The sequence below is a fragment of the Kribbella sp. CWNU-51 genome (genome assembly GCF_054073265.1).
The window spans coordinates 75,292-88,487 of sequence record NZ_JBSXMZ010000044.1; the positions used below are offsets into that span (position 1 = coordinate 75,292).

The 13,196-nt window shown below is 69.3% G+C and carries 15 protein-coding genes; 8 read left to right on the plus strand and 7 right to left on the minus strand.

What is annotated here, in order from left to right; all coding sequences use genetic code 11:
- Window positions 1-72: 72 nt before the first annotated feature.
- Window positions 73-1,242, plus strand: a complete 1,170-nt coding sequence (locus ACXC9Q_RS34635) for an MFS transporter (protein WP_457060863.1) — start codon at window positions 73-75, stop codon at window positions 1,240-1,242.
- Here the strand turns inward: ACXC9Q_RS34635 and ACXC9Q_RS34640 are convergent.
- Together ACXC9Q_RS34640 and ACXC9Q_RS34645 are read right to left on the minus strand one after the other, a co-directional pair.
- Window positions 1,226-2,338 carry a trans-sulfuration enzyme family protein gene (locus tag ACXC9Q_RS34640; protein ID WP_457060864.1) on the minus strand — a complete coding sequence of 371 codons (1,113 nt, stop codon included), beginning with the start codon at window positions 2,336-2,338 and terminating at the stop codon, window positions 1,226-1,228. The genes ACXC9Q_RS34635 and ACXC9Q_RS34640 overlap by 17 nt on opposite strands.
- Window positions 2,328-2,990 carry a TetR/AcrR family transcriptional regulator gene (locus ACXC9Q_RS34645; RefSeq protein ID WP_457060865.1) on the minus strand — a complete coding sequence of 221 codons (663 nt, stop codon included), beginning with the start codon at window positions 2,988-2,990 and terminating at the stop codon, window positions 2,328-2,330. The genes ACXC9Q_RS34640 and ACXC9Q_RS34645 overlap by 11 nt, the downstream gene beginning before the upstream one ends.
- A 25-nt stretch (window positions 2,991-3,015) precedes the next feature.
- Between ACXC9Q_RS34645 and ACXC9Q_RS34650 the strand changes: the two genes are divergently transcribed.
- From ACXC9Q_RS34650 to ACXC9Q_RS34665, 4 genes are all read left to right on the plus strand, one after another.
- A complete protein-coding gene (locus tag ACXC9Q_RS34650) occupies window positions 3,016-3,228 on the plus strand; it encodes a cytochrome P450 (RefSeq protein WP_457060866.1) in 213 nt (70 codons plus the stop codon).
- 79 nt (window positions 3,229-3,307) lie between these two features.
- On the plus strand, window positions 3,308-4,441 hold the full coding sequence (locus ACXC9Q_RS34655; RefSeq protein WP_457060867.1) for a D-alanine--D-alanine ligase family protein: 1,134 nt from the start codon (window positions 3,308-3,310) through the stop codon (window positions 4,439-4,441).
- 438 nt (window positions 4,442-4,879) lie between these two features.
- Window positions 4,880-6,043 (plus strand): ice-binding family protein, encoded by a 1,164-nt coding sequence (locus ACXC9Q_RS34660; protein ID WP_457060868.1) that lies wholly within the window; start codon window positions 4,880-4,882, stop codon window positions 6,041-6,043.
- 140 nt (window positions 6,044-6,183) lie between these two features.
- Window positions 6,184-6,780 (plus strand): class F sortase, encoded by a 597-nt coding sequence (locus tag ACXC9Q_RS34665; protein ID WP_457060869.1) that lies wholly within the window; start codon window positions 6,184-6,186, stop codon window positions 6,778-6,780.
- 83 nt (window positions 6,781-6,863) lie between these two features.
- Here the strand turns inward: ACXC9Q_RS34665 and ACXC9Q_RS34670 are convergent, their stop codons facing one another.
- From ACXC9Q_RS34670 to ACXC9Q_RS34685, 4 genes are all read right to left on the minus strand, one after another.
- Window positions 6,864-8,063 (minus strand): RNA polymerase sigma factor, encoded by a 1,200-nt coding sequence (locus ACXC9Q_RS34670; protein ID WP_457060870.1) that lies wholly within the window; start codon window positions 8,061-8,063, stop codon window positions 6,864-6,866.
- Between the two features lie 124 nt (window positions 8,064-8,187).
- Window positions 8,188-8,604: a YciI family protein gene (locus ACXC9Q_RS34675; RefSeq protein ID WP_457060871.1), complete on the minus strand. Its 417-nt coding sequence runs from the start codon at window positions 8,602-8,604 to the stop codon at window positions 8,188-8,190.
- Window positions 8,605-8,721: 117 nt separating this feature from the next.
- A complete protein-coding gene (locus tag ACXC9Q_RS34680; protein WP_457060872.1) occupies window positions 8,722-9,177 on the minus strand; it encodes a DUF3515 domain-containing protein in 456 nt (151 codons plus the stop codon).
- Window positions 9,178-9,208: 31 nt separating this feature from the next.
- Window positions 9,209-9,445, minus strand: a complete 237-nt coding sequence (locus ACXC9Q_RS34685; protein WP_184806149.1) for an Lrp/AsnC family transcriptional regulator — start codon at window positions 9,443-9,445, stop codon at window positions 9,209-9,211.
- Window positions 9,446-9,582: 137 nt separating this feature from the next.
- Here ACXC9Q_RS34685 and ACXC9Q_RS34690 point away from each other — a divergent pair, with 137 nt between their 5' ends.
- Genes ACXC9Q_RS34690 through ACXC9Q_RS34700 form a run of 3 tightly spaced genes read left to right on the plus strand, consistent with a single transcriptional unit; the run spans window position 9,583 to window position 11,994 of the window.
- Entirely contained in the window at window positions 9,583-10,545 is a 963-nt protein-coding gene (locus tag ACXC9Q_RS34690; protein WP_457060873.1) for a thiamine-phosphate kinase, read from the plus strand.
- 1 nt (window position 10,546) lies between these two features.
- Window positions 10,547-11,350, plus strand: a complete 804-nt coding sequence (gene thiD, locus ACXC9Q_RS34695; protein ID WP_328519391.1) for a bifunctional hydroxymethylpyrimidine kinase/phosphomethylpyrimidine kinase — start codon at window positions 10,547-10,549, stop codon at window positions 11,348-11,350.
- Window positions 11,347-11,994, plus strand: coding sequence for a DinB family protein (locus ACXC9Q_RS34700; RefSeq protein WP_457060874.1), 648 nt, complete (start codon window positions 11,347-11,349; stop codon window positions 11,992-11,994). Before thiD ends, ACXC9Q_RS34700 begins: the two co-directional genes overlap by 4 nt.
- On the opposite strand, the gene ACXC9Q_RS34705 is transcribed toward ACXC9Q_RS34700, so the two are convergent.
- Complete coding sequence (locus tag ACXC9Q_RS34705; protein ID WP_457060875.1) at window positions 11,991-13,148, minus strand: ROK family transcriptional regulator; 1,158 nt, start codon at window positions 13,146-13,148, stop codon at window positions 11,991-11,993. The two genes, ACXC9Q_RS34700 and ACXC9Q_RS34705, sit on opposite strands and share 4 nt — an antisense overlap.
- Window positions 13,149-13,196 lie beyond the last annotated feature (48 nt).

Here is a 13,196-nt window from a genome sequence, read left to right on the forward strand (position 1 = left end):
TGACTCCCGGCCTTCCCTCGTCACTCCGGTCGCTGCGCTCCCTGCGCTCCTCAGTCCAGGCCGGGAGGCCCCGTGACCAGCACCGAGCTGCGTTCGCAGACCGCTCCGCCGCGAGCCGCCCGCGTCGCCACCTGGCTGTACTTCGGCCTGAACGGCTTCGCGGTCGGCATGTGGGTCGTCCACATCCCCGACATCGAGCACGCGACCGGCATCTCGCACAGCACGCTCGGACTCTTGCTGCTGGTGCTCGGCGGCGCCGCCTTCACCGGCATGCAGGTCGCCGGTCCGCTCGTCGATCGCCTCGGTCAACGCCGTCTCGTTCCGGCCGCCGGCGTACTGCTCGGCATCGCCCTCGCCGGTCCCGGCCTGGCGCACAACTGGTGGACGCTCGGCCTCGCCCTCATCCTGATCGGCTTCGGCAACGGCTCGATCGATGTCGGCATGAACGCTCAGGCCGTCGTAGTCGAGCGTGGTTACCCGCGTCCGATCATGGCTGCGTTCCATGCGATGTGGTCGATCGGTGGCGCCATCGCCGCGCTGATCGGAGCCGCCACGCTGCGGGCCGGCGTACCGACCGAGATCACGCTCGGCCTGTCCGGCGTGGTGTGCATCGTCGTCGCCCTGGCTGCCCGGCCCTTCTTGCTTGAGGCAACTATCGGGGAAGAGCACGAGCCAGAGCAGGAGCGGGCCAAGCCACCCGCCAAGCTGGTCTGGGCGCTCGGCGGACTCGCGTTCGGCCTGATGCTGTCCGAGGGCGTCGCCAACGACTGGGCCGCGCTGCACTTCCGCGACATCCTCGGTACGTCGGTCAGCACGGCCGCCTACGCGTACGGCGCTTTCGCGGTAGCGATGACCGTGGGCCGGTTCCTCACCGACCGGGTCGCCGCGGTCGTCGGACCGGCCGCGATCGTCCGGTGGGGCGCCGCGATGGCCGCCGTCGGCCTCACCATCGTGATCGTGGTCCCGTGGGTCCCGGTCGCGCTGTTCGGATGGGCGCTCTTCGGTCTCGGCCTGGCCGGCGGCGTACCGCAACTCTTCACCGCCGCCGGCAACCTCGACCCGCGCGCGGCCGGCGCGCTGATGGCACGCGTCGTCGGACTCGGGTACGTCGGTCTGCTCGCCGGGCCGGCGTTGATCGGCGGACTCGCGCACTGGATGCCGCTGAACATCGCGTTCATCCTGCCGGTCGTGCTGTGTGTCCTGACGTTCCTCGGCGGGCCGGTGCTCAAGTCCCGTTCCTGAGGGCCTGCTCGAGATCGGCCCACAGGTCGGCAGGGTGCTCGATCCCGACGGCCAGGCGGATCAGATCCTCGGGGATTGTCGGGACCTCGATCGGCCAGCGGCGCCGGCGTTCCAGCATCGACTCGACGCCGCCGAGGCTGGTCGCGTGCACCCAAAGCCGCGTGCTCTCGCAGACCCGCTGCGCGGCTTCGGCGTCACCACCGAGCTCGATCGACAGGATCGCGCCGAAGCCCGACATCTGCGCCTCGGCGCGCTTGCGGCCTGGATCTCCGGGCAGACCCGGGTAGCGCACCCGGCTGACCAGCGGGTGTTCGAGCAAACGCTGGGCCAGGAATGCCGCGTTCGACTGCGCCCGCTCCAGTCGTAGCGCGAGCGTCCGCAGACCACGCAGGGCGAGCCAGGCTTCCATCGGACCGGGGATCGCCCCGAGGCTGCGGCGGCGGAGTTCGATCGCGGTCCACAGGTCGTCGTCGGCCGTGATGACCGCGCCGAGGATGACGTCGGAATGACCGGCGATGAACTTGGTGGCCGAGTGCATCACGATGTCCGCGCCCAGTTGGAGCGGCTGCTGCAGCAACGGGGTCGCGAAGGTGTTGTCGACGACAACGATTGCCCCGGCCGCGTGACCGGCGGCGGCGGTCACTGGGATGTCCGCGACCTCCATCGCTGGGTTCGTGGGTGACTCGATCCACAGCATGAAGGCGCCGTCGACCGCCCGGACAACCGCCTCTGTGTCCGCGACGTTCACCCGCTCCACCTGCAGGCGGCCCGCTGCGGCTTGCTGGTCGAGCAGTGCGAGTACACCGGAGTACGCGTGCTGCGGCGCGACCACCCGGCCGCCGACCGGGACGAGATCGATGATCGCCGCGACGGCCGCCATGCCGGATGCGAACGTCAGCCCACGGCCGCCTTCGAGCTCCCCGAGCGTCTCCTCCAGCGCGGACCACGAGTCGTTGCCGAACCGGCCGTACCCGCGGTCCCCGCCCGCGACGTACGTCGAGCTGAACACGGGCGACTCACCGACCGGCGCGTTCGGCACCCGCTCGGGCCGGCCGGCATGGACGACAACGGTGGACGGGTCGAGATCAGAAGCCATACGAAGGATTCTCCCGGGCCCCGATGACGCGCCGCCGAGAGGGGCCGGACGTTGGGGCTGCCGGGAGCGGGATGCCGCCTCCGCGCAGGAGGGTCATCGCGCGCCCAGCCAGCTCGTTCACCTTGGTACCGCCGGGGTTCTCGACCCAAGTCCGGACGACTGTCTCGATGATGTTCATCGCGATCCCGGCAGCCAGGGTGGCAGTGAACTCGGCGTCCCGCGGGTCGCTCGCGGGCAGTCGGCGTACGAGCTCAACCGCGAGATCGTTGCGGAAGCGCCAGATCAGCTCGTTCAGATGCGCGCTCACCGAGGCCGTCTGCGCGGCCAGGTCGAACACGGCGCGAACCCGATCCGGGTTCCGCTCCAGCTGCGCGAGTACCCGCTCGATCACCGCCTGCAGGCCGTCCGGCAGATCCAGCCCGGGCTGCTCGCGGAACCACGTCACCGCGTCGACCAGGCAGTCCTCGACGAACTCCAGGACGAGGGTCTCCTTGGTCGGGAAGTACCGGTACAGCGTGCTCGGACCGACCTCAGCGGCCGCGGCGATCTGCTCCACCGTGGTCCGGCCGAAGCCGTGGTCGGTGAACAGCTCGAACGCCTTGTCCGCGATCAGCCGGCGGGTCCGTTCCCGCTTCACCTCGCGCAGTCCCATCTCCACCTCCGCGGGCAGGGTACCGGTGACCCGGGACGCCGCTGGACATCTCGCCTTCGGATTCGGCCCACATCAGTGCCTCGGTCAGCAACTCGCCCGGATCGAGCTCCAGGAGGTCTTCGCCCGCCTCTACATCCGCATCCCGACCCTCCGTCTCGCCGTACCCTTCGACGAGATCCAGTACAAGAACAACACCCTCGTGTACGGCGCCACGTCACTCCCAGTCACCTGGACGTGACCGCTACGGACCGCGATCTGAACAGCTCTTAACCGAACCCCGATCGGTTCCTGATCTCTGGGCCGCTACAGTCGAGCCGGTGAGTGAGTACTCGAGGGAAGAACAACGCAAGCCCCGTGTCGCCGTCGTCTTCGGTGGCCGGTCGAGCGAACACGCCATCTCCTGCGTGACCGCGGCCAACGTGCTGCAGGCGATCGACCGGGACAAGTACGACGTGGTCCCGGTCGGCATCAGCACGAGCGGCCACTGGGTCCTGGAAAGCGGCGACCCGGAGCGGCTGTCGATCACCGACGGCAAGCTCCCCGAGGTCGACGTGGCCGCGCTGCCGGTGCTCTTCGGCGCGAACCGCGAGCTCGTCGTGAGCGAAGCCGGCCAGGTCCCGAGCACGCTCGGTGAGGTCGACGTGGTCTTCCCGCTGCTGCACGGCCCCTGGGGCGAGGACGGCACCATCCAGGGCCTGCTCGAGATGTCCGACATCCGGTACGTCGGCTCCGGCGTACTGGCCAGCGCGGTCGGCATGGACAAGCACTACATGAAGGTCGTCTTCCAGGCCGCCGGCCTCGAGGTGACGCCGTACGTCGTCATCCGGGACCGCGACTGGACCCAGGACCCGGCCGCGTGCCGGGCAGCCGTCGATGCGCTCGGCTACCCGGTCTTCGTGAAGCCGGCCCGGGGCGGCTCGAGCCTGGGCATCAGCAAGGTGAACAGCCTGGCCGAGCTCGACGCCGCGGTCGCCGAGGCGCGCTCGCACGACCCGAAGGTGCTCGTCGAGGCGTCCGCCAAGGACCCGCGTGAGATCGAGGTCGGCGTACTCGGCGGGCTGAACGGCGGCAAGCCGGAGGTCAGCGTCTGCGGCGAGGCCGCGGTCTCGGGCGGCGGGCACGACTTCTACGACTTCGAGACCAAGTACCTCCCCGAGGGCGAGGAGTTCCTCGCGCTCTCGGTCCCGGCCGACCTCCCCGAGGAGATCGCCGCCGACATCCGCGCGAAGGCGCTCACCGCCTTCGACGCCATCGAGGCCGAGGGGCTGGCTCGCGTCGACTTCTTCCTGGATGCCGACGGCCGCGTCATCATCAACGAGATCAACACCATGCCCGGCTTCACGCCCACCAGCATGTTCCCCCGCCTCTGGGCAGCCTCCGGCGTCGACTACGCAGCCCTCGTCGAACGCCTCCTGACCCTGGCCACAACCCGCCCCACCGGCCTCCGCTGAACCCGCCCGCCCGCCTGAGTGCAGAGCGGCGACCTGCCGGCGAACCGGCACGCCGGCTGGGATCGGTCAGTGCACTAGTTGAATGAGGCAACCACTTCAACTAGTTGCCGAATGCATCCATGGGGCCGTTGACAGCGCGTCGGCATTGACCTAACGTGAGCTATCTGTAACGAACTGTGATCGGTGCGAGACGATCTTGCAACGTCGCCGCCGATCGAACGGGGTGCGAACACGCCATCAGAGTGGCAGGCCCAGGAAAGTCCTGTCGCTCGTGGCGGTATCCGATGTCCTGTTACCGGGCCTGGACCCGTCCCGGATCGCTCGATGTCGTTCTTGCGACCGCGGATCCTCCTTCACCACGAATTGCTCGCGTAACGAGCCGCGCCGATCACCGGTTCAGGCCGCGGTTCATCAACGGACTGAGGGTGAAAACCGATCATGAACTTGTCCACACACGCGCCACCTGGCGGCCGCTTGCGACTGAGCGCGCTGGCGGTCGCGGCGGCGCTTGCCGTGTCAGCGGGCGGTCTGCTCGCCACCGGAGGCAGTGCTCAGGCGGCCGCCGTGGCTGTGCCGCTCGGCACCGCCGAGAGTTTCGTCGTCCTGGCCGGGGCGGGAATCACCAATACCGGACCGACCGTGCTGACCGGGGACATCGGCAGCTTCCCGAACCCGGCGATCACCGGCACCGGAACGATGACGATCACCGGAACCAACCATGCCGGGGACAAAGTGACCCAGGGGGCGAAGGACGATCTCGTCACGGCCTACAACGTCGCCGCCGGGGAGTCTCCGCCGAGCCCGATCACCGACGACCTGGGCGGGAAGACGCTGACCCAGGGCGTCTACAACTCGGCCTCGTCGATCGGGTTGACCGGCGCACTGACGCTGGACGCCGAGGGCGACGCGGGCGCGGTCTTCGTGTTCCAGGCGGGCTCGACCCTCACCACCGCGACCAGCAGCAGCGTGGTGCTGACCAACGGCGCCCAGGCTTGCAACGTGTTCTGGCAGGTGGGCAGTTCGGCGACCATCGGTACCGCCACCCAGTTCCGCGGAACGATCCTAGCGTTGACGTCCATCACCATGGACACCGGCGCCACGGCGGTCGGCCGGATGCTGGCCCGCAACGGGTCCGTGACCCTGGACACCAACACCCTGACCAAACCGTCCTGCACGCCCACCCCGCCAACCACGCCGCCGACCACACCCCCAACTACGCCGCCGACGACACCGCCTACGACGCCGCCGACGACACCACCGACCACTCCGCCTACGACGCCGCCGACGACACCACCGACCACTCCGCCTACGACGCCGCCGACGACACCACCGACGACGCCGCCAACCACCCCGCCTACGACGCCGCCGACCACCCCGCCTACGACACCACCCACCACCCCGCCAACGACGCCGCCGACCACGCCACCCACCACCACGCCGCCGACCTCTCCGCCGGTGCCGACGGTTTCGCCTAGGCCGCCGCAGGTCACGAAGACCCCGGAGGGTCCCGTCGGAACAGGCGATGCGTCCGGCCTGTCGATCTTCCTCGTCGAGCCGCCGACCATCCCATGGTTCGGTTGGATCGGGGCCGGCACCCCATGAGGACCGGCGCGGCGGTTCTGCTCCTCGCGACTGCCTTGACGGTGGCCGGGTGTACCACTGAGTCGGGCACGGGGCGGACTCAGCAAGGTGCGGCGTCGGCCGATGGCGCGCCGAGCGAACCCGCCGCGCCAACCACCACCGTGATCACCCCCACACCGAACACGCCGGCCGTCGGCACCCCAAGCCGCACCACTGCGCTGGGCAAGCACAGCCCAGCACTCCGCTCGGAGCCGTCCGCCGAACCGTCCCGGTCATCACCCCCCGGCCAGGGCCGCGGGCGGCCGGCCACACTGCGGAAGTCCTCCCCGATCCGGGTGACGATCCCAGCGATCGGCGTGGATTCAGGCCTGATGCGCCTAGGCCTCAAACGCAACGGCACTCTGCAGGTGCCGCCGAACGGATTCCCGGCCGGCTGGTTCACCGGCGCCCCCACACCCGGCGAGCGAGGCCCAGCCGTTATCGCCGGGCACGTCCGCTGGTCCGGCCGGGCCGGCGTCTTCGCCCGGCTGGCGTGGCTGAAGCCCGGCGACACGATCGTGGTGACCCGGCAGGATCGCTCGACCGCGATCTTCCGGGTCAGCCGGGTCCAGCAGTACCCCAAGGCCCGCTTCCCCAGCGCCGCGGTGTACGGCGACATCGATCACGCCGGGTTGCGACTGATCACGTGCGGTGGGCTCGACTACGTGTCGGAAAAGTACGAGGCCAATCTGGTGGTCTTCGCCGACCTGATCGCGTAGCCGACAGCGCGCACCTCTCGACCAATTGGCCGCACGCTGACGCGAGATCAGCGCCCGACGACGAACCGCTCTCTCGCCGCGGGTCATAGGCGGCTCGCTCGAGCACGGAGGTAGCGCTGCTGGGGAAGGCTGGTTGTCCTGGTGGCCGCTTCCTCGTAGGCCGCCCGGGCACCCGTCGCATCACCGGACATCTCGAGCAGATGGGCCCGGACGGCCGACAACCGGTGATCCTTGGCGATCCGGTCGTCGTCCTCGATCGAGGCGAGGAGCTCGAGCCCTTCGCCCGGTCCACGTGCCATCGCGACCGCCACGACGTGATTGAGCGCGACCATCGGGTTGTCGGTCACCTGGAGCAACACCTCATACAGCGCAACGATCTGCGCCCAGTCCGTCTCCTCGGCCGACGGCGACTCGTCGTGCACCGCCGCGATCGCTGCCTGCAACTGATAAGGCCCGACCGGCCCCCGGGGAAGTGCCGCGGTGATCAACTCGACGCCCTCCTGGATGAGCTCCGGGATCCAGAGCGACCGGTCCTGCTCGGCCATCGGAACCAGCTCGCCGAGCGGCCCCGTCCGCGCCGGACGGCGCGCATCGGTCAGCAACATCAGCGCGAGCAATCCCGTCACCTCGCTGTCGTCGGGCAGCAGCCGATGCAGCATCCGCGCCAACCGGATGCCCTCGGCCGACAACTCGACCCGTTGCAGGCTCGGCCCCGTCGTACTCGCGTAGCCCTCGTTGAAGATCAGGTAGACGACCTTCAAGACCGCACCGAGCCGCTCGTCCCGGTCAGCCGGCAGCGTGAACCGCGCCCCGCTCTCCTTCACGCTGACCTTCGCCCGGGTGATCCGCCGCGTCATCGTTGCCTCCGGCACCAGGAAGGCCCGGGCGATCTCGGTGGTGGTCAGACCCCCGACCGCCCGCAACGTCAACGCGATCTGCGACGCGGGGGACAGGGACGGATGGCAGCACATGAACAGCAGAACCAGCGTGTCGTCCGTGTCCGCGACCGGCTCGCCCGGCAGGGTCCACTGAGCCACCCGGTCCTCACGCCGCTGACGGGCCTGCTCCCGGCGGAGCAGATCCGTCAGCCGACGCGAAGCCACCGTGATCAGCCACCCACGTGGACTGTCCGGCACGCCTTCGTCCGGCCACTGCTGCGCCGCCGCGAGCAACGCCTCCTGCACCGCGTCCTCAGCGATGTCGAAATGCCCGTACCGCCGGACCAGCGCCCCGAGCACCTGCGGCGCCAGCTCCCGCAGCAGATCCTCGAGAGCGCCGGTCATGGGGCCTCCCGGCCTGGACTGAGGAGCGGAGGGAGCGCAGCGACTGGAGCGACGAGGGAGGGCCGGCAGCCAAAGCCCCATGACCCGCCGCGCCGGAGGCGTGGCATCAACATGGTCATGTCGATCACTCCAACAGGTCGTCCTGGCCGTCGACCAAAGGCCGGACGTCGGCGTAGGCAGTCGCGCGGACGAAGTCCGGCGCCGGTGTGTCACCGAGTCTGGCGGCGATCTCGGTCGCGCGGTCGAACGACTCGCACTCGACGATCCAGTATCCGGCCAGCACCTCTTGGGTCTCGGCGTACGGCCCGTCGGTCACCACCGACACGCCATCCTTCGAGCCGAGCCGTCTGGTCATCACCGGCGCCGCGAGCGCTCGGGTCTCGACCAGTTCACCGGACTCGGCCAGGTCGGCGTTGAACTTCGTCATGAACGCGCCCATCGCCGCGAAGTCCGCACCCGTCCAGGCCGGCTTCCCGGTGTCCTTCCCCGCCATCCCGTCGTAGTCCTGCTGCGACGCGTACGTCAGGATCATGTACTTCATCGGATTCTCCCGTCGTCCGGGCGCCCACCGCGGGCGCCTCTCAGCCGAGACGTCGCCCCCGCCGGCCCGAACCGGACATCGCCGCAGAGGAACTTCTCGACAGGGAGTATGCCGTCGTCAGATACAGGGCGTGACGAGTTTGTTGTACCTGTGGACAACGTCGGAGACGTCGGTCAGGGCGTTCGCCTCGGGCTTGTACTTCGACGGGACGGCGACCTCGAAGTAGAGGGCGCGCCCGATCGTGGTGAAGACGACGCCGTTCGTGACTTCTTTGGCGAACCAGCCGACGCCGTTCACCTCGAAGCACTGCGACTGTGCATCGGCCATCCCGGCCGGTGGACTGACGCCACAGGCGACCTCGATCGGCGGATCGCCGTACGCGGTGGTGAGCGGGCTGGCCGGTTCGGTCTTGCGCCGTTTGGCGTCCAGGACCTTCTCGGGCAACGCTTTCACGAGCTGCGTGCAGGCGGCGGCGACATCGGGCGCGGGGGATGGGACGGCGACGGGCGTTGGACCAGGGCTGCACCCGGCCAGGACGATCAGGCCGAGTGCGGCGAGGAGGAGTTTGGGCATGCGAAAGACGGGCGAGACCCCGTGAGTGCGCTCAGATGTGGACGACGGGGCAGGTCAGGGTCCGCGTGATGCCGGGCACGTTCTGGACCCGGGCAACCACCAGTTTGCCCAGTTCGTCGACGTTGCGGGCTTCCGCGCGGACGATCACGTCGTACGGACCGGTGACGTCCTCGGCCAGGGTGACGCCCTGGACCTCGGCGATCTGTGCAGCGACGTCGGCCGCCTTGCCGACCTCGGTCTGGATCAGGATGTAGGCCTGGACCACCACGTCGTTCTCCACTCAGTCGTCCTCAGCTGGCTCCGGCTGTGCTAATGCGGGGTACTGCGCGACCGCCGGGCGTACTCTTCGTTGCCCGGTCACGGTACCGCCTAGACTCCGGTTGGCGATATGGGAGGTCTGTTGACGTGACAGAGACGTTGGGGAGCACAGGTGAGTTCGGTCTGATCGAGGCCGTCACCAAGGGGCTGTCCACAGGTGAGGACGTCCTGGTCGGACCCGGTGACGACGCTGCCGTGATGGCGGTGCCCGACGGGCGGATGGTGATCACGACCGATCTGCTGGTGGAAGGGCGCCATTTCCGCCAGGACTGGTCATCGGCGTACGACGTGGGCCGCAAGGCCGCCGCGCAGAACCTGGCCGACATCATGGCGATGGGAGCCAGACCCACCGCACTCGTGGTCGGCTTCGGTGCGCCCGCCGACCTGCCGACGGCCTGGGCGCTGGAGCTCAACCAGGGCCTGGTCGACGAGTGTGAACTGGTCGAGGTGAGCATCATCGGTGGCGACACGGTCCAGTCGGACAAGATCGTCGTCTCGGTGACGGCGTTCGGTTCGCTCGACGGACGGCCGCCGGTGCTGCGTTCGGGTGCGCGGCCGGGCGATGAGGTCGCCTATGTCGGCCGGCTGGGCTGGGCCGAGGCCGGCTGGGCGGTGCTGGCGCGTGGGTTCCGCTCGCCGCGGGCTGTGGTCGAAGCGCATCGCCGCCCACAACCGCCGTACGCCGAAGGTCCGCGGGCCGCGCTGGCCGGAGCGTCCTCGCTGTGCGACGTCAGCGACGGACTGCTAGCTGACCTTGGGCACATCGCGGTCGCCAGTGACGTTGTCATCGATGTGCACACGCATGCGCTGACCGTGCCCGAGCCTCTCCAGGCCGTGGCTGCCGCGACCGGTGTGGACGCGCTGAAGTTCGTGCTGACCGGTGGCGAGGACCATGCGCTGGTCGGCACCTTCGAACCGGCCGACGTGCCCGAGGGCTGGACCGTCATCGGCTCGGTTGCTGAAGGCAACGAGGAGCGCCCGGGCGGGAACGTCACGGTGGACGGCGCGCCGTATGCTGCCGAGTCCGGCCACGCACACTTCAGGAGTTGAGATGCTGCCCAGAGTGCTGACCATCGCCGGCTCGGACTCCGGTGGCGGAGCCGGGATCCAGGCAGACCTCAAGGCGATGTTGGCCAACGGTGTGCACGGCATGAGCGTGCTGACCGCGATCACCGCGCAGAACAGCCTCGGCGTCCAGGGCGCGTGGGAGCTGCCGGAGGAACAGGTCCGGGCCCAGTTCCACAGTGTGGTGGACGACATCGGTGTCGACGCGGTGAAGACCGGCATGCTGGCGTCGGCGTCTATGGTCAGCGTGGTCGCGTCACTGCTGCGGACGCTGCCGCCGTCGGTGCCAGTGGTGGTCGACCCGGTGTCGGTATCGAAGCACGGCGACGCATTACTCGCCGCCGATGCGATGGACGCCGTACGCACCGAGATCGTCCCCATGGCTACCGTCCTCACACCGAACCTCACTGAGCTCGGACCGCTCGCCGGAGTCGACCTGGAGACAGTGGAGGACCGGGAGCTCGCGGCCAAGCTGCTATTGGACGCTGGTGCGTCGTGGGTGCTGGTGAAGGGCGGTCATGACGTCGGCACGGCGTCGGTGGACGTGCTGCACGGTCCAGGGGTACGACGGTCTTACAGTGCAGTGCGGCTGGACAACAGACACACGCACGGCACCGGATGCACGCTGGCAAGTGCGATCGCGTCGTACCTGGCCCGTGGGTACGACGTGCCGAGTGCAGTGGGTGCTGCGAAGGAGTATGTGACTGGGGCGATCGCGGCCGGGTTCGCACTCGGTGGTGGAATCGGTCCGGTCGATCACGCGTGGAGATTTCGAGGGAGTGGCAGTTGACGATCCAGCAGCCCCCGGTTGACGGGTACTGCGAGCAGTGCGGCTTCAACTACGACACGGGTGACCTGCAGGGCACGGTGACGCTGCTCATCCGGCAGGCGGCGGACTGCAGCATGGCGCTCACCAAGGCCGCGGCCGGTCCGGACCCGGACGTCGTTCGGCTGCGGCCGGCGCCGGACGTGTGGTCCGCGATCGAGTACGCCTGCCACGTGCGCGACGTACTGGAGATCCAGCGGCAGCGGATCGCGCAGTGCCTGGCGGAGGACCGGCCGGTGTACGCGCCGATGGACCGGACTCGTCGGGTGAAGCAGTTCAAGTACGAGGAGCAGGACCCGATGGAGGTGGCGGCCGCGCTGATGCGGTTCGCGCGGGAGTTCGGGGCCGCCGCGCGGGTGCTGACGCCGCCGCAGCTCGGGAGGCTGGGGCTCTACAACTACCCGGTACGCGCGCCGCGCACGTTGGGCTGGATCATCCGGCACACCGCGCACGAGATCCAGCACCACCGGCTAGACCTCACCGCGATCCTGGCGAAGGTCGAACCGCCGATCGTGCCGAAGCCCAAGCCAGAGCCCTCGTCGGAGGCCGAGTTGTCGTCGGAGGCCGAGCCGTCGTTCGAGGCCGAATCGGAGAAGGCGGCCGACTAGTGCTGCGCGACCCAGGCGGCGATGGCGGGCTGGCTGGTGAGGTGATCGAGGGCCAGTGCCGCGGCACCGCGGAGTGGGCCGTCGGGCTGATACGTGGCGGCAAGAACCGGTGGGGGCGAGCCGCGATGGAACGTCATGAGTCCGTCTAGGTAGGCCTGCTCGAAGGTGGGCGCCGCAGCGGCCCGGAGTGGGATCGCCAAGCCGCCGATCGTGACCACATCAGGGTCGTGGGCGTTGACAAGCCCAGCGATGCCGGTGGCGAGAGCGGCGACCACCTTGGCTACCGCACGGGTCGCAGCACGGTCGGTACGTCGCAGTACGGCCTCGGTGTAGTCGTACGGATCGTCCGGAGTCGGCTCCTTGAGGTGCCTGGCCAGCGCGCGACCGTCGATGTCCAGATCCCAGCAGCCGCGGGCGCCGCAGGCACACAACCGGCTGCGGTCTCCGAAGGGCATGTGGCCGTACTCGCCGCCGGCCCCGGACGCGCCCTGTACCGCTACGCCGTCGATCAGCAGCGTCCCGCCGAGACCTACCTCGACGATGAGGTGCAGCGCCGTACCGGCCCCGGCAGCAGCGCCAGTGCGGGCCTCAGCCACACCACTGAGGGTTGCGTCGTTGCCGGCGAGCAGTGGGAGCCCAGCACCCGCGGTGACGGTCTCCAGGTCCAGCTCGGCCCAGTTCAGCGTCGGCGCCTGCATCAAGTGGTTGTCACGGATAGTGCCCGGTGCAGCCAGGCTCACTAGGCGCAGACGAGCGCCGTACCGCTGCTGTGTCCGCTCCACCTCGCGCTGCAGGTTGCCGAGCACCACCTGCGCCCGTCTGCTGCGGTGGCGCTTGTTTTGCTGGTCTAGAAGTGTCCCGTCGAGCGTGACGACCGCACTCCGCCAGCTGCTCTGCCTCAGGTCGAGCGCGAGCACTACCGGCCCTTGCGGATGTGCTCGCAGCAGTGTCGTCGGCCGCCCCCGACCCTGACTGGGTGCAGGGACTTCGGTCAGCAGGTGTACGTCGCGTAGCCGGGCGGTGACCTCCGTCGCCGAGCCGGTGCTCAGCCGCAGCTCCCGCGCCACCGCGGCCCGGGTGATACCGGGCCGGCGGCTGAGCTGCGCCAGTACGTCCGAAGCCGTCTGCCACTGTCCCCGACGCACTGGAGTCATAGCATCGTTTTACCTTATGCTCGTAGGACGAGTTTAATTGGAGGGGTC

What these genes read in the sequence shown, in the direction of transcription:
- ACXC9Q_RS34640 (WP_457060864.1), bottom strand. Translation starts at nt 2,338, where the DNA reads ATGGCTTCTGATCTCGACCCGTCCACCGTTGTCGTCCATGCCGGCCGG.
- ACXC9Q_RS34645 (WP_457060865.1), bottom strand. Translation starts at nt 2,990, where the DNA reads ATGGGACTGCGCGAGGTGAAGCGGGAACGGACCCGCCGGCTGATCGCG.
- ACXC9Q_RS34660 (WP_457060868.1), top strand. Translation starts at nt 4,880, where the DNA reads ATGAACTTGTCCACACACGCGCCACCTGGCGGCCGCTTGCGACTGAGC.
- ACXC9Q_RS34670 (WP_457060870.1), bottom strand. Translation starts at nt 8,063, where the DNA reads ATGACCGGCGCTCTCGAGGATCTGCTGCGGGAGCTGGCGCCGCAGGTG.
- ACXC9Q_RS34675 (WP_457060871.1), bottom strand. Translation starts at nt 8,604, where the DNA reads ATGAAGTACATGATCCTGACGTACGCGTCGCAGCAGGACTACGACGGG.
- ACXC9Q_RS34680 (WP_457060872.1), bottom strand. Translation starts at nt 9,177, where the DNA reads ATGCCCAAACTCCTCCTCGCCGCACTCGGCCTGATCGTCCTGGCCGGG.
- thiD (WP_328519391.1), top strand. Translation starts at nt 10,547, where the DNA reads ATGCTGCCCAGAGTGCTGACCATCGCCGGCTCGGACTCCGGTGGCGGA.
- ACXC9Q_RS34705 (WP_457060875.1), bottom strand. Translation starts at nt 13,148, where the DNA reads ATGACTCCAGTGCGTCGGGGACAGTGGCAGACGGCTTCGGACGTACTG.